Annotated in this window: 13 protein-coding genes; 10 read left to right on the top strand and 3 right to left on the bottom strand. The window is 52.0% G+C overall.

Going from position 1 to position 17,234, the window contains the following annotated elements:
• Positions 1 to 200: 200 nt before the first annotated feature.
• Complete coding sequence (locus LJD17_RS00065; RefSeq protein ID WP_227381699.1) at positions 201 to 1,463, top strand: rhamnosyltransferase WsaF family glycosyltransferase; 1,263 nt, start codon at positions 201 to 203, stop codon at positions 1,461 to 1,463.
• A gap of 28 nt (positions 1,464 to 1,491) precedes the next feature.
• On the opposite strand, the gene LJD17_RS00060 is transcribed toward LJD17_RS00065, so the two are convergent.
• From LJD17_RS00060 to LJD17_RS00050, 3 genes are all read right to left on the bottom strand, one after another.
• The gene (locus LJD17_RS00060; RefSeq protein WP_227381697.1) at positions 1,492 to 2,583 is read right to left on the bottom strand and encodes an AraC family transcriptional regulator; all 1,092 of its coding nucleotides are present in this window, start codon (positions 2,581 to 2,583) and stop codon (positions 1,492 to 1,494) included.
• A gap of 161 nt (positions 2,584 to 2,744) precedes the next feature.
• Positions 2,745 to 4,253 carry an O-antigen translocase gene (locus LJD17_RS00055; protein ID WP_227382878.1) on the bottom strand — a complete coding sequence of 503 codons (1,509 nt, stop codon included), beginning with the start codon at positions 4,251 to 4,253 and terminating at the stop codon, positions 2,745 to 2,747.
• A gap of 206 nt (positions 4,254 to 4,459) precedes the next feature.
• The gene (locus tag LJD17_RS00050; protein ID WP_227381695.1) at positions 4,460 to 5,800 is read right to left on the bottom strand and encodes a polysaccharide biosynthesis/export family protein; all 1,341 of its coding nucleotides are present in this window, start codon (positions 5,798 to 5,800) and stop codon (positions 4,460 to 4,462) included.
• Between the two features lie 251 nt (positions 5,801 to 6,051).
• Between LJD17_RS00050 and LJD17_RS00045 the strand changes: the two genes are divergently transcribed.
• From LJD17_RS00045 to LJD17_RS00005, 9 genes are all read left to right on the top strand, one after another.
• Positions 6,052 to 7,521, top strand: coding sequence for a GumC family protein (locus LJD17_RS00045; protein ID WP_227381693.1), 1,470 nt, complete (start codon positions 6,052 to 6,054; stop codon positions 7,519 to 7,521).
• A 10-nt stretch (positions 7,522 to 7,531) separates the two neighbouring features.
• On the top strand, positions 7,532 to 8,335 hold the full coding sequence (locus LJD17_RS00040; protein WP_227381691.1) for a CpsD/CapB family tyrosine-protein kinase: 804 nt from the start codon (positions 7,532 to 7,534) through the stop codon (positions 8,333 to 8,335).
• 382 nt (positions 8,336 to 8,717) lie between these two features.
• Complete coding sequence (locus LJD17_RS00035; protein ID WP_227381689.1) at positions 8,718 to 9,437, top strand: sugar transferase; 720 nt, start codon at positions 8,718 to 8,720, stop codon at positions 9,435 to 9,437.
• Between the two features lie 259 nt (positions 9,438 to 9,696).
• Positions 9,697 to 10,797 carry a Gfo/Idh/MocA family protein gene (locus tag LJD17_RS00030; RefSeq protein WP_227381687.1) on the top strand — a complete coding sequence of 367 codons (1,101 nt, stop codon included), beginning with the start codon at positions 9,697 to 9,699 and terminating at the stop codon, positions 10,795 to 10,797.
• A gap of 6 nt (positions 10,798 to 10,803) precedes the next feature.
• The gene (locus LJD17_RS00025; RefSeq protein ID WP_227381685.1) at positions 10,804 to 11,667 is read left to right on the top strand and encodes a hypothetical protein; all 864 of its coding nucleotides are present in this window, start codon (positions 10,804 to 10,806) and stop codon (positions 11,665 to 11,667) included.
• A gap of 54 nt (positions 11,668 to 11,721) precedes the next feature.
• Positions 11,722 to 12,747 carry a DUF354 domain-containing protein gene (locus LJD17_RS00020; RefSeq protein ID WP_227381683.1) on the top strand — a complete coding sequence of 342 codons (1,026 nt, stop codon included), beginning with the start codon at positions 11,722 to 11,724 and terminating at the stop codon, positions 12,745 to 12,747.
• Positions 12,748 to 12,925: 178 nt separating this feature from the next.
• On the top strand, positions 12,926 to 14,053 hold the full coding sequence (gene wecB / locus LJD17_RS00015) for a non-hydrolyzing UDP-N-acetylglucosamine 2-epimerase (protein ID WP_227381681.1): 1,128 nt from the start codon (positions 12,926 to 12,928) through the stop codon (positions 14,051 to 14,053).
• On the top strand, positions 14,050 to 15,345 hold the full coding sequence (gene wecC, locus LJD17_RS00010; protein ID WP_264478215.1) for a UDP-N-acetyl-D-mannosamine dehydrogenase: 1,296 nt from the start codon (positions 14,050 to 14,052) through the stop codon (positions 15,343 to 15,345). Before wecB ends, wecC begins: the two co-directional genes overlap by 4 nt.
• Positions 15,346 to 15,722: 377 nt before the next feature.
• The gene (locus LJD17_RS00005) at positions 15,723 to 16,595 is read left to right on the top strand and encodes a hypothetical protein (protein WP_227381679.1); all 873 of its coding nucleotides are present in this window, start codon (positions 15,723 to 15,725) and stop codon (positions 16,593 to 16,595) included.
• Positions 16,596 to 17,234 lie beyond the last annotated feature (639 nt).

Genomic DNA, 17,234 nt, shown 5'->3' with positions numbered 1-17,234 from the left:
CAAGCCTAGCGATAGCCCCTTCGGAAGAGGATACATTTAGTCTGAAAGGTAGACGCAATATACAGCTTTGTAGATCGTCAAACCAGTTTACTGAAAGCTTACATGATGCATAATATCAGAACTTGATCTTCCAAAGGCATGATTGGCTTTATAGAGGGCCACCACGCTGAGGTGCGTCGAAACCGGAGAAGACGCAAGGCATGGCCGCGCACACATTCCCACTCGTTATGAGACGCCTTCGTCAGGTTCAGCGTATCTTTCAATCGGAGGGAGCAGGAGGCGTAAGTAATCGCATCCGATCCAGACTGGCCGAACAGATAAGGCCAAAGAGCGCTGCTTTGCCTGTCCGACGTTCAGATGTTCTCGCCGCGGACTTGGCGCGACCGACATTCCATCTTAAGCGCTTGCCAGCTCCGGATAAGCTGATCGTCCTGAATTGGATTATGTCGCCCCCCGCGCCAGGCTCCGGCGGTCATACAACAATATTCAGGATCATCCGGCATCTTGAGAAGAATGGATACAGTAACCGCGTCTATTTCTATGACCCGCACCAGAGCGATCACTCATACTACGAAAATATCGTGCGGCGTTACTATGAGTTTCAAGGACCTGTCGACAATGTCGACAACGGGATGCGGGATGCACATGGTGTTGTGGCAACAAGCTGGCCCACAGCTTACGCCGCGTATAATTCCGCATGCACGGGTAAACGTTTTTACTTTGTGCAGGACTACGAGCCGTTCTTTCATCCCGTCAGTACCGCGAGCGTCCTGGCTGAGAATACCTATAGGATGAATTTCCATGGCATTACCGCTGGTCGTTGGCTCGCCACGAAACTCCAGGCCGAGTACGGCATGACCGCGGATTTCTTCGACTTCGGATGCGACACCTCCCGATACGTCTATGACGAACGGGTAGAGCGAAAGGGAGTTGTATACTACGGGCGTTCCGATGCGCGCAGAGGTTTCGAGCTCGGCATCATGGCTCTTGAGATCTTTTCAAAACACTGTCCGAATGTCGAAATCCATCTTTATGGAGACAAAGCGGGACCTTTGCCATTCGACTATGTAGATCACGGATGGGCGACTCCTGAGCGTTTGAACGAGATCTATAATCGCTGTTTTGCAGGATTGAGCTTGTCACTAACGAATGTCTCGCTCGTCCCCTATGAAATGCTAGCGGCCGGTTGCATTCCTGTAATCAATGAAGCCGAGCAAAACCGTCTCGTATTGGACAATCCATTTGTCCGCTATGCTGAGCCGACGCCCCAAGCGCTGGCGGCGGAGCTGGAGATTCTCATCAACGCCCAAAATGCCCAACAGTTAAGGCAGCAAGCGGCTCTCAGCGTCAGTTCCGCAGACTGGGAGCAGGCAGGTATCAAGGTGAATAGCGCAATACGTCGTGCTATCCAGGCCGGCTATGAGGGTGCGTCGCCAAGACTGCTGTCATCTTTAATCGAATAATAGAAACGCGACATATTTGCCTCTCATTCTATGAAATGTGTTTGCCAGAATGAGACTCGTCTAGATCAGCTCGGCTGATCCGCCTGCGGGCGTCGCTGGGAGACATTCCTGTCCAGCGCTGGAATGCATGTACGAAAGAACTCGCTTCCGCATAGCCGAGAAGCCAGGTGATTTGCGATATGGAAAGCTCCGTATGTTTTAGATAGTTTTTTGCAAGCACCTCTCTCAACTCATCCAGTATGGAGCTGAAGGTATGTCCTTCTTCCGCGAGGCGACGCGAAAGGGTTCGAGGGCTCATGCCCAGGTCACTGGCAATATTTCCGATGTTCGCGTCGCCATGCGGCAGGCGGGGCGTAATTGCATTTTCAACCCGTGTTCTGAGAGGATTCCGGCTAAACTGGCGACTCGCGAACGCCCTTTCGTAATCGTCGACTAAAAACCTATTGAGGTATGGGTCGGCCGTAATGAGCGGCAGATCGGCTGCCTGAAGTTCGAACGAGATTCTATCAGCCGATGCGCCAAAGTTGATATTACAAGCAAAGTAGCGCTCCATTTCCGACAGATCGCCCTCATGTCGATGTATAAAGCCGACATAAGTGGGAACCAAAGAGCGGTTCGTGAAGAAACGGCTCTTTCGAAGATTACAGGTAATCCAGAACTCCATTTCATGTCTATCAAGATGCCGCTCCACGCCCACATACTCGAAATCAACCGAAAACATACTAGCCTTTTGGCAGGAGATCCGAAGACCTTCGTTTACGACCGAGCTATAGTGAGATTCACGTAAAATTGCGTCACCCAGCTTCTCTGACGAAGCCATGACATAGTAAAATGAACCAAGCTCGCGCAGGTCAAAGGCCTGTGCGATATGGAACCCAAGAAGGTCATCTCCCAGTTCCGTAGCAGCCATGTTGAGAAACTCAAGTTGGTTGCGAGCTCCAACGCGCAAATTCGGGTCGTCTAGGAGCGCCGGCGATAGACCAGCTCTTCTCAGTAAAGACTCAACATCCCTACCGGCTTCAATCACGCGCTCAGCAACCAATCGTGAAAGCACTCCCATTGCTGTTGGAAGTGCGGCAAGTCCTTTTCGTAATGGCTCGCCTACGCTTCTAGCAGGCATTTGCTTTATCCCCACGGCCTCCCAATATCCGTTGAATAAAAAGCGCCCGCAAGCGACTGACGTGCCGCAAAGTTAGCTATTCTGGACATCATAAGAATGTGCCAGCTCTCGGTAGGATCAGCCAGCAACCCTAATGTCTAGGAATTCCAGTCGGCTCCCAATCAGACGGAGCGGGGTATCCAAGGGCGGATCACAGCAGGAATGAGCTTGGGCGGACAGAGAGTTAGAAAAGCTCGTAGCGAGAAGAGGCCCGTACAAATCATCGCGAGTGCGCCGAGCGTTGTGGCAATTATGGTCGGAAGGATGACGAAGCCCCCAAATACGATCGCTACGATAGCGAGATAACACGAACCGATCTTGAGGTTCAGCCTCGACCAACGGAAGCCGCTCAGCCGGCGCGTTACGAAATAGATGAGAACGCTGTGCCATCCATAGAGGGCGAAAAACGCGATACCGGCGCCATCGACGCCAAAGTAACCAATAAACAGCCATGCGCCGCCAATATGCACAGCTGTTGCTGCCACTTCAGTCCACAAGAATATTTTCTGAGCATTCTTCGCCAGGACGACAAAGCCCATCGGCCAAGCGACGATTCTCAGCATCATACCCAGACAGATCCAGCGTAGGAGGTCGACAGCAGGGTAAAATTCGGCCGAATAGAACAATCGCATGATAAGGGGCGCGAATGTCAATGTGGCAATCACGCCCGGACCTGCAAGCAGAACGCTAACTTGTGCTTGATCATTAACCAAGCGGTTGCATTGCCCATTGTCGTCCGCGACAGCGGTCAGCCGCGGGTAAAAGTCCGTTCCCATCGCTTGCAGGACGACGCCGGTATATAACCCGCCCAAAACCCATGCCGCCTGATAAAGGCCTGCAGCGTCGACCCCCGAGGTACGCACGATAATAATCCGAATGACGTAGGCTGCCCCGAGCGTCAGGAGCCCGCTCGCCATGAAAGCCAAGCCCAACCTGAGTAGCTTCACGGCCTCGGACTGCATGTCGCGCAGAGGCAAAGAGCACTCCGTCAGAAGGACTTTGCGGCTGAAGTACCAGGAAACGAGGCACGATACCAAAGCCATTCCTATCAATGCGAATACGATACCGGCCTCACCAAAGTAAATAATAATGGCAATGCTGACGATTGTTGCCAGAAACGCTGAGATTACGTTCATGAGGGCGAGATCTGAAATCCGTCGCATGCCCTGTATCAGCGTGGCTTGGCCAGCCGACACGATCCTAAAAAAGACCGCGATCGCCAGCAACGCGACGCCAAGTGCCTGCTGGTCGTCGGAGAACGTAAATTCGGAAATCGGCAGAGACAGAACGACAAGCAGGAAAGCGCCTAAGAGCCCCAGAACAAAAGACATCCGGCGGAGAATGATCGTCGTCGACGCAATTTTCCGCGCATCGCCGGTCCCAGCTGCCTCCGCGATCTGGCGCACTCCGCTGTTCGGGACACCGAGACACGCAAAGCTCTGTGTGAGATCGATGATCATGTTGTACAAGCTCATCAGTCCAACGCCTGATGGGCCAAGCAGAATTGCGACGACCTTCGTTCGTATGATGCCGAAGACAATGTTTACAATCGACGATCCGCCGATCTGCGCCGTCGCTTTGAGGGCTTGGATATAACTTGTCTTTTCAGGTTGGCTATCTTCAGCGCTCATATCTTTGCTACATTCACCAGCCAAATAAGATCGAGCATCCATCTGTAGATTTCGGTCCTCATCAGCGAATCGTGGCGCTCCGCACCACTGGGCCAGGAATTCATGCTCTATAAGTACGCCTTTTCGACAAGCCCTATCCCAATATCCGGAGTTTTTTCGGCAGATGATGCGAAGATCTGAATTAACTCCGGGGACTGTATTATCTATCAAGGAGCGCGTCCGGTCCCCGATGCGTCCGCAGAGCGCCTCTTTACTGGTTCGCTGATCGCTACCTTCAACACGTCCCGAGGCTCCAGGAGAGTCTGCTCAGATGCGCTCAACTCTTGAATGGAGTCGTCGATATGACGAACAATTGTGAAGTTCATCTCCGGCTCTAATGTGTTGTCTGTGGAGCGCTTCCCAAAAGCAGGCGCGTCACTCACGACGAGGATCTTCCGCACAACGTCTTCCTTGATTTTGAGCCTCTCCAAGTTGGCTTGCGCTTCCTGTAGCTCAACAGAGACATCAGTCTGGTGTTTGTCACGCAGGCTCAGGGCATTGCGCGTGGTTTCGCTGAGGCTCTGCCGCGCTCGCATCGTAGCAGTTATCTCGTCGAGACGATTTGATTGTAAGTTGGATACGGCGAGCTCAAGCTCAGACCGCCTCGAGACTGTCGCAATGCCACGCTCAACCAGCGACCTCACGCCGGCAAGCTCATCGCTTACGAGCTTGATTCGATTGTCAAGCGTTTCTGTTTTCTTCTCCAGTAGACTGATCTCGGAGACAAAGAGATTCTTGAGCTCCTCAAGGCTCTCAAGCTGACGTTTCAGTTCGTTCTTACGTGCCTCAAAAACGATCCGCTCTTGGGACATAACATCAAAAGCGATTTTGTCGTTCGAGATGGAGGTTAGCTCTGCGGGAAATTGGATATCCTTCGCGCCGTTGCTCTCCGCCTGCAGCCGCGCGATTCGTCCCAACATGCGTAGGATATCCTCCCGATAGCTTTGAAGTTCTCCCAGCATGCTTATCTGGCCCTTTCCTCCTTCCTCAGTGCTTGTACGAAAGCGGCCGCCGCTTAAGGCCAGCGCTTGGAGGACCGTCATTCCCGGCTTGAATTTATATTCACCTGGCGTGGTGACGCTTCCGACAATGTATATTGGTGGGTAATCCAGAATCTCGACGTTCGTAGTAGGGGCTGAAATAAGGCCCGTCTTTTCCTTGAGCAGCTCGGCAATCTTTGCCGCCAGCTCAACATTGTCCATCTCGTCAACCGAGACCGTGCCGACGATCGGCATGGAGATCGTTCCGGTTGCCGACACTGTGAATTCTCCGCCGACAGGTCCCCATTGCTGATACTCGCCTTTCGAAGGGACCCATTGGATAACCGTCACCCGAAGCCGTGTCTGAGGAACAAGCGAGCGGGTTTCTGCAAAGGCAGGGACAACCAACAGAATGGCGACGACGAAGGTCCACACCGTCAACATGGAAGTTCTTAGTTTCTTGTCGATCTGGTATTTTCGAGCCATATCTATCAGCAATCCTAAAGGATGTTTTGACCGCATATACATGGCAATATTTCAGTTTTGTAGGAAGGGCGCGAGGCGTGCAAGTATCGGGTAATACTTTCGGGCCAATCGCTGTACTAGACTTATAAACCCAAATAAGTGTAGATTTTTTGACAATGACAAAGACATATCTCGGTGATCAGGTAGATTGCGTCAAATAAAGTCCTGAATGCAATCCGATCACAAATGCGAACGTGTATACAGGATAGTTCAAAATAGAAAATTATTCAGAACTTGAGCAGAGTAGATGAGCAATGAATAATGTCGATTTTCGTTTTTACGCATCGCTTTTCCTACGTAGAATTCATTACTTCATCGTCGTTGTGGTGGTGATATCGGGAGTCGGGATAACAATCGCGCGCCTTTTGCCCCCAACATATCAAGCAAACGCCAAGATATTGGTCGAATCTCCGCAGATCTCAACAGATCTTGTGCGCTCGACTGTGCCCGCGGAAATTCTGAAACAAATTCAGACAGTCGAACTGCAAATGACAACCCGAGCAAATCTTATCGCGCTCGCTGATAGGTTGGGACTATACCGGGACATTCCGAATATCTCGGAAAGCGACGTTGCTGATGATATTCGGTCCCGGATGAGCGTCGAGCAAATCCAGTTTGATACACCTCGCGGTAGGGATGCTGCGCTCGCCTTCAATGTATCTTACAAGGCCAGGGACCCCGTATCGGCTGCAAACATCGTCAACGAGTTCGTCAAATTACTAATTCAAAAGAACATGCAGCTGCGTGCGGTGCAGGCTGGCGAGACCCTCGAGTTTTTCCAGCAAGAGACAGAGAAGCTTAGCAAGAAGCTGATCGAGATCGAAAGCCAAATATCGAATTTCAAGAGGGAGAACCGAGAGGCGTTGCCGGACGGCTTAGGATTTCGCTACAACCAACAGCTCAGTCTCCAAGAGAGACTTATGCAGCTAAGCCGAGAAGAGACATCTCTGCGTGATGGGCGTGCTCGCCTGCTGCAGGCATATGAAAACGCTGACCGCGCTTCTAACGACGCTGCTTCGACGCCGGAGCAGCAGACGTTAGATCATCTCCGCAAGACCCTAGCCGAGCAGCGCACGATCTTCTCGGACAAAAGCCCTGCCATAACGGCTTTGCAGACTCAGATTGCGGCCCTCGAGAAGCTGACTAAAGACATGCGGGAGAAAAGCGCGAAAGCCCGCGACGGCAAGACGATCCCACCCGAGCTCGACCTGCAGCTAACCGACTTCGATCGGCGGCTAAGTCTCATTGCAGACGATAAGGCGGCCGCAGAAAGCACTTTGTCGAATCTGAATAAAGCGATCGCCGCAACTCCTGGAAACGAAGCTGCGCTCAGCGCTATGGAGCGACAATACCAAAGTGTACAGAGCCAATATAATGCCGCCACCTCGCGCTTAGCAGAGGCGTCTACCGGCGATCGCATTGAGCAGCGGTCCAAGGGGGAAAGGTTGTCCGTGCTCGACTACGCAATGCCACCACAATACCCAATCGGGCCGAAGCGTCTTGCAATCGCAGTGGCGAGCGTTCTTGCATCGATCCTGGCAGGTTTTGGATTGATCCTAGTGCTCGAGCTGATGAACAAGACGATTCGCCGGCCCTCTGAGCTTGTCGCCAGGCTGGAGATCGAACCGCTTGAGACAATACCTTTTATCCCATCGAAGGACGAAGCGCATTCGACTAGACTGAAGCTTGTCCCGGGTATGATCCGTCGCGCAGCTGGGGTATAGAGAGTCAAAGATGGAAAGCATCCAGTCCACCATTGAAAAAATGGAGCGCGAAATTGCGCTAGTGGCCTTTCGCGAAGACAGAGTGTCAAATCTACCGGGAGCTCAACCAAGCGAACTCGTATGGAGAAGACTAGCAAGCGCCAGTTTGGACAAGAAGCGGGCTGCGCAACGGCGCATCGTGACACTTGACCGTCTGGAAGGCGCGACCTTTCGCTTTGATATTCTCCGAACAAAGATCCTCAGAACTCTGCGCCAAAAGAACTGGACCTCCATCGCGATCACATCTCCAACGCCCGGCTGTGGGAAGACCCTCCTGGCATTGAATCTCGCTTTCAGTTTCGCAAATCTTAAAGAGTGTCGGACAGCACTCGTTGATCTCGACCTCAGGCGCCCTCAAGTGGGAAACGTACTGGGGATCGAAAAGCCTTCGTCTATGGAAGGCTTTTTGAAAGGCGACAACTCCATAGAGGAAGTGTTCCTTCGCTACGGAGAAAATCTCGCAGTTGGCGCCAATGCATGTGTTGTCCCCTATGCGGCGGAGCTATTGCAAAGCTCAGAGGCCGCCACTGCGATAAAGAACCTGAAGGACAAGCTCAGGCCAAACGTACTGATATTCGACCTTCCCCCCATGCTGGTGAATGACGACGTCCTGGCGTTCCTGCCAAACGTCGATTGCGTCATTCTCGTGGCAGCGGCGGAATCAAGCACATTTAACGAAGTCGACATTTGCGAAAGGAGTTTGTCCCAACAGACCGATGTCTTAGGCGTGGTTCTGAATAAATGCCACTTTAGCCCGGAAGAGTTCGGCTATTAGACATCATTCGAGAATATGTGACTGGGTAAAGCGCTGAACGCTGACTTGCCGGCCCTGGGCTAGGAAAACTCGTTGCGCTATCGCGGGCGCCACAGCCAAGCGATTGCCTCAACGCGAGCCTCGTATCAGCGCTACCGCGGTTCAAAAAGCTCTTCCGAAGTGCCTCCATGGGACTAGCTATCTTTTTCCCAATATGTCCCAAGGCGCGTAGGTGCATTCCCATTATAGACGCCATAAACAAAAGATACCAATGATTGAGAATATGTCTAAGTGCGCACGGCTGCATATGCCAGCGAGTATATAATCTGTTTAATTCGTTGCATTCATGACTATGAGAACGCCACCCTAACAGTACCTTATTCAGGTCTGGAAAGGGGTGCCGATGGCCGCTCGAGATTTCCTAACGGAGCCGGTAGATATCCGCTCGACACGCAGTGCGCTAATCCTCGACAAGCTGCCGCGTAAATGGGATGTCGCTAGAGTAAATTCGAACGTAAGTCCATATCTCACGTCCTCGACAAAGCGAATTCTTGATTTGGTGCTTGCATTCATCATGTTGATCGCGCTCCTGCCGTTGGTCATCACGGCAGCAATAGCAATCAAATGCTCGAGCCCGGGCAGCATCATATTTCGGCAGAGGCGTCACGGTGTACGGCAGACTCCTTTCATGATCCTGAAACTGCGATCCATGACTGTCGAGAGCTGCATGGATGCCTCAGTTCGCCAGGTTACTCAGCAGGATCCGCGCGTTACTCCTATCGGACGCTTCCTCCGGAAAACAAGCATCGACGAGCTGCCACAGCTCATCAACGTCCTGAAGGGCGAGATGTCCTTGGTCGGCCCACGGCCGCATGCCCTGGTTCATGACGAAAAATATCTGGCGGTCCTACCGACATATGCATCACGCTTCGCAGCACTGCCAGGCATTACCGGCCTTGCGCAAGTTAACGGCGCACGGGGAGAGACACCAACTCTAGCCCACATGGAGAGGCGTCTTCAGTTGGATCTGGAGTATATTCGCAAAGCGTCTCTTCTGTTGGATGTCAAAATCCTCGTCCTGACCGCTATCACCGTTCTGAAGAATCAAGCTCATGTCTACTAAATGCACTGATAGAAGAAAACTCGGAGAGCGCTCCGTTCCAGAGAGATAGATTGATCATCTACGTAGCCCTTGAATGTGATCTTTCTCACGATCTCTCCCTCCGCCGCAGGTGCCGATCTACTTTTATGCGGCGTTTCTACTTTCAGGCTTCTAATCCGTTTGGGTCAAAGGCAACCCCAATTCAGCATTGAGTAGATGCAAGAAGTGTCCCTAGTATTGCGTAATGAATTTCTATACTAAGCGAAGGAACACACTTTCCATGAAAATTCGCACCGGACTCCTCGGTCTCGGAAAAATGGGGATATCTCATTTAGCGATTGCGAACAGTCATCCAGAGATCGAGATATCGGGCGTTTGCGACAGCAATCCCATTCTTCTCGGCGCTCTTCGTAAGAATACCGACCTGCATTGCTATCAGAACCTTTCGGAGATGCTTTCATCAGAGCGTCTTGAGGCGATAATTATCGCAACCCCATCTCGCTCACACGCCGAACTCGTGAAGCTAGCGCTCAATCACAATCTTCACGTCTTCTGCGAGAAGCCTTTTTGCCTGGATCCAACCGACAGCATGTCGCTGACGAAAGAGATGGCCTCACGGTCCCTCGTCGGCCAAGTGGGGTACCACTTTCGATTTGTTGGGACCTTTCAAAAGGCGCGCGAGCTTGTGCGTTCAAATCACCTCGGGAGAATTAATCATATCCGTGCGGAAGCTTACGGTCCTGTTGTTCTCAGGCCCCGTGGGAAAACCTGGCGAACACAACGCCACGAAGGCGGAGGCTGCCTCTACGACTATGCCTCGCACGCGATTGATCTCGTCAATTTCATCTATGACACTCCCGATAGAGTATCCGGGACAGTCAAACGATCCATCTTCTCAAGAGATGTGGAAGACGAGGTCTATTCGACACTGCTATTCCCATCCGGAGCAACAGGACAACTCGCAGCAAACTGGAGCGACGACAGCCACCGAAAGATGTCGGTGCGTCTGACGATATGGGGTAGTAATGGGCGTCTATCGGTAGATCGGCAAGAATTGCAGCTTCATTTGAAAAGCCCTTGCGGAACGTACCGAGAGGGTTGGCACGTTGAAAATATAACTCAACTCACGGAGCCAACGAGCTATTACTTGAGAGGAGAGGAATACAGTGCTCAAATCGATCACTTTGTGCAGTGCATAGCTGGGAAAGCTGAATGCCGGTCTTCGTTTATGACGGCGTCCAGCGCTGATAGCGTCATCAACATGATCGTGGAAGATGCCCAGGGAAACTGCCACGCTGACGAGCTACAGACGACCGCAGTTCCGGCGGCAAGCCGTACCTTCTTCCATGCTCTGAGCAACCGAATTTCAGCGAGGAGCTAATCAGCCGTGGAACGTGTGCTTTTTGGGGACAATCAGTTTTTTGGCGTCAATCATGCATCGGAGGAGAAGGCAAGAGCACAGTCAATTCATTTCAGAGATGCAGAGTCGATCATAAGAGTTCTGGATATCGCCATGGAGGCAGATATCAAAGTTTTTATGTGCACCACGCATACGAAGATCGGCGAGATTACGGACCACGTTCGTAAAAACCCGGCAAAGTACAAACAGCTCGAGTTCTATCCCTGTATGCCATATGCGCACAAATACGCGAACGCGATGGCCGAGCACGGACCGGTTGATGCATTGCGACAGCTGCTTCCGAACAACGGGAGTATGATGGGCGCGATCGTAAAAGGTGGCATCTCGCTGGCAGGTCTGAATGTCAAAGGCCTGGCGGAACTTCTTATCGACGCCGAGATGAATATGTTCCATGGATTGAGAACGCCGGTTATATTCCTTCAGAACGTCGTGACCGACCTTCTGTTAGGGATAGGCTTCCATGAAGCGTTCAGGACGTTCGCGGATCATGTGAGGACGAAGTACAACGCAGAGGCTGGCTTCATAACGATGAATCTGCCGGCGTTGCTTGTCGCACTGAAAGAGGTCGGGATTATAAATCCGATCATCTGTAGCACGATTAATAAGGCAGGCTTTCGAATGCCAGGCGGTCTGTCGGCCTATGAGAATGCTCTAAAAGAACATGAGTTCAGGCCGGTTGCCATGTCGGTTCTTGCATCAGGAGCAATCTCGCCTAAGGAAGCTATTGAATACGTCTGCGGGCTCCCAAAAGTCGAGTCGATCGTCTTCGGCGCTTCTACTCGTCAAAACATCTTCGAGACAAAGCGTCTTATCGATGCGTTCAGCTCCTGACGGAAGGGATGAAGAGGGAAGCGAATAATTATCTGCAGCGTGGGGATTGGCGGCATGAAAATTTGGTTCGATATTTCGAATTCGCCGCATATTAATATGTTCTCGGGCCTCTTGGCTGATCTACATAGCTCCGGACATCAGCCTGTGATCACTTGTAGGCCACTGGCGAACACTATCGATCTTCTGAAACTTGAGCAGATAGATTTTACAGTTGTTGGGAATCACTACGGAAAGAATCTGATCCGCAAGTCAATGGGATTCCCCATCAGGGTGCTGCAGCTCTACAAATACCTCGCGTCGCTTGAGATCGACGCCGCAATCTCGCAGAGCTCATTCCATTCCCCCGTGACCTCACGTCTCCTGCGGGTTCCGTCGATCTATATGAATGACAATGAGTATGCCCTTGGCAATATGCCGGCCTTCCTCGCGGCCAAGAAGATTCTGATCCCTGAGTATCTCGCGGTAGAGAAAGTAATAAGGCAGGGGGCCAGTCCAAAAAAGATCAGACAATATCCTGGCGTGAAAGAAGGGATATATCTCTGGAAGGTGTCGGAGCAGCTAGATCTCTTCCAGTCGAAAGAGAGCAAATCACTTCCATCTATATACATCCGTCCCGAGCCGTGGACGGCTCAATATTACCATGGGCGCACAAAATTTCTGGACGAAGTCATACTGGAGTTGAGCAGTATCGCGAACGTTATCGTGCTTCCCCGTGGGGAAGCGCAAGCTGCCCATTATAGGAGTGCCAGATTCTCTGTGGTTAAGGTCATTGAAGGCGCGATAAGTATCCAGAGTATCGCTCAGGATTGCGATCTTTTTATCGGCGCCGGCGGAACCATGACGCGAGAGATGGCTGTTCTTGGGATCCCTACAATTTCCGTATATCAAGATGAGTTGCTCGATGTAGACCAGCATCTCTTGCGTGTTGGTGCGTTCATTCATGAGCCTGCACTTACCGGCGCCTCTGCAAGACGTCATCTCGAAAAGGCTATCAAAGGCGAGCGACGTTGGGAGCTTCTTGAGAAAGGTCACTTGGCTTATGACCTTCTAAAAGAAGAAATTCTCGATCTCAAACGATAGCCGACGCGTGAAATCTGCAAGTATCGCAGATCATTCGCGCCGTAAAAACTACGGATCGATCTACCCTCGTCTGAATAATACTCCATAAGAGCACGTCGACAATTACTTAAGTCGTGTACTGTGGCTGCATGAATTCTCTGGTGCCGGTGAATGAGCATCAGCCCGTAGGTACTAACGCATGCAGCACGTCCTTCTCGCGTTCGGAACTCGCCCTGAAGCAATCAAGATGCTTCCTGTTGTTAGGGCACTGCGAAAATGCGGCGGCGTCCGCGTCAGTGTCGCGATTACAGGGCAGCATCGCCAGATGCTCGATCAAGTATTCGAGGTCTTTGGAGAAAAGCCCGATATCGATCTGAACCTTATGACCCACAACCAAAAGCTGTCAGACATCACGGGCTTGATCATCAGCCAAATGACAGATCTTCTAGACAAGCTGCGTCCGGATCTGGTGCTTGTCCACGGTGATACAACGACTGCCATGGCGACAGCCATTGCGGCATTCTACAGCCGGATTCCCATCGGTCACGTCGAGGCAGGTCTCCGGTCCTATGATCTGTCTCATCCCTGGCCAGAGGAGTTCAATCGCGTCGCGATAGACTCTCTCGCCGACTATCTCTTTGCTCCGACATTGGGCGCAGCCGAAAACCTTGATCGCGAGTATAACCGGCGAGGCCGTATCTATGTAACGGGTAACACCGGAATCGATGCTCTTCTTCACGTCGCGCAGCAGATCGATGCCAGTACGGCAATGGGCGCAAATCTCTCAGAAACTGTCATCGAACTGGATTCCGAGCGATCGCTCATTCTCGTCACAGGTCATCGCCGTGAGAGCTTCGGAGCTGGATTTGAAGATATCTGCAAGGGACTGAGGAAATTGGCAGAGCGTGACGACGTTCAAATCGTCTACCCCGTGCACCTCAATCCCGCTGTGAGAGATGTTGTCCGAGCCAGGCTAGGTAGCATCTCGAACATTCATCTTACTGATCCTGTATCCTACCTCGATATGGTCAAGTTGATGAAGCGTGCGAAGGTCATTCTCACGGATTCCGGGGGGATACAGGAGGAGGGGCCCGCGTTGGGCCGGCCGGTTCTTGTTATGCGAAATACGACAGAGCGGCCAGAGGCGATCGCGACAGGGACCGTCCGTCTGATCGGAACAGATCCAGATCGTATCTACAACGAGGTTTCAGCTCTTCTTGACGACGAAGTTTGTTACAATGAGCGGGCAAAACCAGTCTTTCCTTATGGGGATGGAACGGCCTCGATACAGATCGCTAATATCATTGCGGAGTCGTTTGCATCATGACGAAGGTATGCATTGTCGGGCTTGGATATATTGGTCTGCCAACCGCGGCCATGATGGCAAGCCGTGGCTTTGAAGTCGTAGGGTACGACATCAACGAAGCAGCAGTCGCATCCATCAATTCCGGTAAGGCTCACTTTCACGAGCCGGACCTCCAAATGCTGCTTTCCGCCGCGATCAATACGGGTCGACTAACTGCGCAGACAAGCCCAGAGGAAGCGGACTACATTATTATAGCGGTGCCCACGCCGTTTCACGACGGTAAGAAGCCTGACATGTCGCATGTCGAATCTGCTTGCGACATCATTGCTCCATACTTGCGGCCAGGAACGACAGTTATTCTCGAGTCAACGTCGCCCGTCGGAAGTACCGAAATCATTACGGCAAGACTCGCGTCTGCTCGTCCCGATCTCACTTTTCCTCAATATAAGGAGTCCATGGACGCACAGATCGCTGTCGCGCATTGCCCCGAGCGGATTCTGCCGGGCAATATGCTCCGTGAGTTGGTATCAAATGATCGCATAATTGGCGGTATGACCGAAACATGTTCTGAGCGGGCGCGTAAACTCTACGAAACTTTTGTTACCGGCCGCATTTTTACAACAGATTGCCGCACAGCGGAGTTCGTAAAGCTGATCGAAAACGCATATCGCGATGTTAACATCGCCTTCGCAAATGAGCTGTCTGTGGTGTGTGATCGCATCGGGGTCGATGTTTGGCACGCCATTGAGCTCGCTAATAAGCACCCACGCGTGTCAATCCTGCAGCCCGGTACGGGAGTCGGAGGTCATTGTATTGCGGTCGACCCTTGGTTCATCGTAGATTCCGCACCAGAAGAAGCACGGCTCATTCGCGTCGCACGAGAGGTGAACGACCACAAGCCTGATTATATATACGACCGCTTAATCGATCTCGCTGATCGATTTAAGAATCCCGTGATTTCCTGCTTCGGAATTACCTACAAAGCGGATGTCGGCGACCTTCGGGAGAGCCCTTCACTTCGGATCGTAAAGAAACTCATAGAGCGCGGAGGAATACGCGTTCTTGTCTGTGATCCTCTTGTTAAGAGTTTGCCTTCCGAAATAGCGACTTGCTCGGACATCAGCCTAGTCGACGCTGACGCCGCAAGGCGGGAAGGGGATATTGTCGCCTTCCTGGTGGCTCATAAGCAGTTCAAACGGCTCGAGTTCAACCGCTTTCTGCATAAAGTGGTCGTCGATGCGACAGGTTTGATGTCCCGACCTCATGAAATAGAGCAGGATAGGCGAATCAACTCTCATGTAGCTCATTGGTGAAAGCTTGTCTGAACTGACGGAGCGTATCTTCGCGAGGAGCCTATCGCGTCACAGGCACGTCGAAATCTGACTGCAGCTTAACCTGATGGTGATGCGAGATGTTCCTTTCTATCAAACACAGGTCTGAAGAGCGCCCCCAAGAACCAGAGTTCGTCTTGCAGAAATCGACACCCTCACCGATTTCGGCCTCAGGACAAGCCAAGGAGCCCACGAACATTCATCGATTGGACGCATCACCGACAGGCCGAAGCGAGTTACTCGCCATCGATATCACTCCCGTAAAACTGCGTGAAAGCGCTCGACATGAGTGGGACGCCTTCGCTCAGGCATGCGGAGGGTCATTTCGGTCCTCGTATGGCTGGCTGCGAGCTTGGTACTTGAAGTCGCTATTCCGAGGCCGACTTCATATCTTTCAAATTCACCATTCCGGCAGGAAGATCGGTCAATGCGCTGTCGGCGTCGTAAATCATAAGAATGTTTTTTTAGATAAGCTCATCCTGATTCCGGAGGCGGATGCCTTGTGGGGCGCATGCATGCATGCAGTTTTGAAGCACCTAGGCCCAGGTATCTATGAGTACGGCTGGAATCTGAATTTAGAGATCCCGCGTGAAGACATCCTTGGCGCGATCTCAGGTGTGACGATCAAGACCGCTCGGCCCATAACGGTTCATGCCGTAGACTTTCAGAAATGGCGGAGTTTTGAGGAATATTGGGCGGACACGAGCAACAACACAAGACGAAACGCTAAACGCGCCGAGGCAGGCAGCTTCAAGATCGTGACACGTGCGAACTCGAGAGGGCTCCTGCACCTTGGTGCGGTCGTTCGTCTGCGAGCATCAATGTATGAGCGGAAGGGGATCAAGTTCCACCAATTCCGCGCGCTGATGAGCTATGTCGTAGATCACCTTATAGCAGCCGACTATCGTATCACTGCGATTGCGTCGGACGGGACACGGCCGCTCGCAGCTTTTACCGGATGTGAGTTTGGAAGCCATACCTATTATCTTGCGGGTGGTTCTCAATCGAACAACAACGGGATCGCTTGGTACCTGCAGAAGGTGATGCTTCAGCGCGCCTGGAACAGGACGGACGGGAAAGCAAAGTTCGTCATGGGACACGTAGATTACGCGACACATAACGAGGATACAGGAGGGGGACTTCTTCGCGCACGTCGCGCCATCAATGTGAGCGAGTATGCCACAAGCATTGTGACATTCGTGTACAAGGAAGATTCGTCCGAACAGACTTAGAGGCGGTCGATGCTCTGAGGTTTCAACAATAACGTTCCGTATACTGGAAGTTTAATTTGTTTACCGCATGTTAAAGGCCGACGAGCACAAATCATGATTGGTTCTTACGCCGGGCTTAGGAAACTGCGCATTCTGCGCAGCTTGGCTTGGGTATTTATCGTCGTTGTTTGTCTAAGTACACTTGTGCCTATTTCGGCGCGACCTGTCAGTGGTCTCCCGGCCGTTCTGGAACGATGTGCCGCCTTCTCAATTATCGGATGTATGTTCTATTTCGCCTATCCGAAGCACTGGCTGCAGTTCCTCACAATGCTGGTCGTTCTTATAGCCGCATTGGAGCTTCTGCAAAACTATATCCCAGGGAGGCATGGGAGGCTTTTGGACTTTAGCGTAAAGAGCTTTTCGCTCATTTTCGGGCTTTTTGTCAGCAGGCAACTAACCCTGTTCATACTTCGAAGACAGTAGTACGCCGCGAAATCAATGTCGGTCGTGCAGGCAAGGGCCAAGCGGAATTATCGAGTGCTTGGCCCTTGCCTTGAGTCATTGCCTTACAGGATGAAGTCGGTTGCGGCGAGCGCGAGCTTGGTGCCGACGAGATCCACATGGGTCGTGAAGTTGCCGGCATTGGCGTAAAGATGCGTC

The sequence above is a fragment of the Microvirga rosea genome (assembly GCF_020595095.1).
GTDB lineage: Bacteria > Pseudomonadota > Alphaproteobacteria > Rhizobiales > Beijerinckiaceae > Microvirga > Microvirga rosea.
This window is presented reverse-complemented; position numbering and strand designations above follow the sequence as displayed.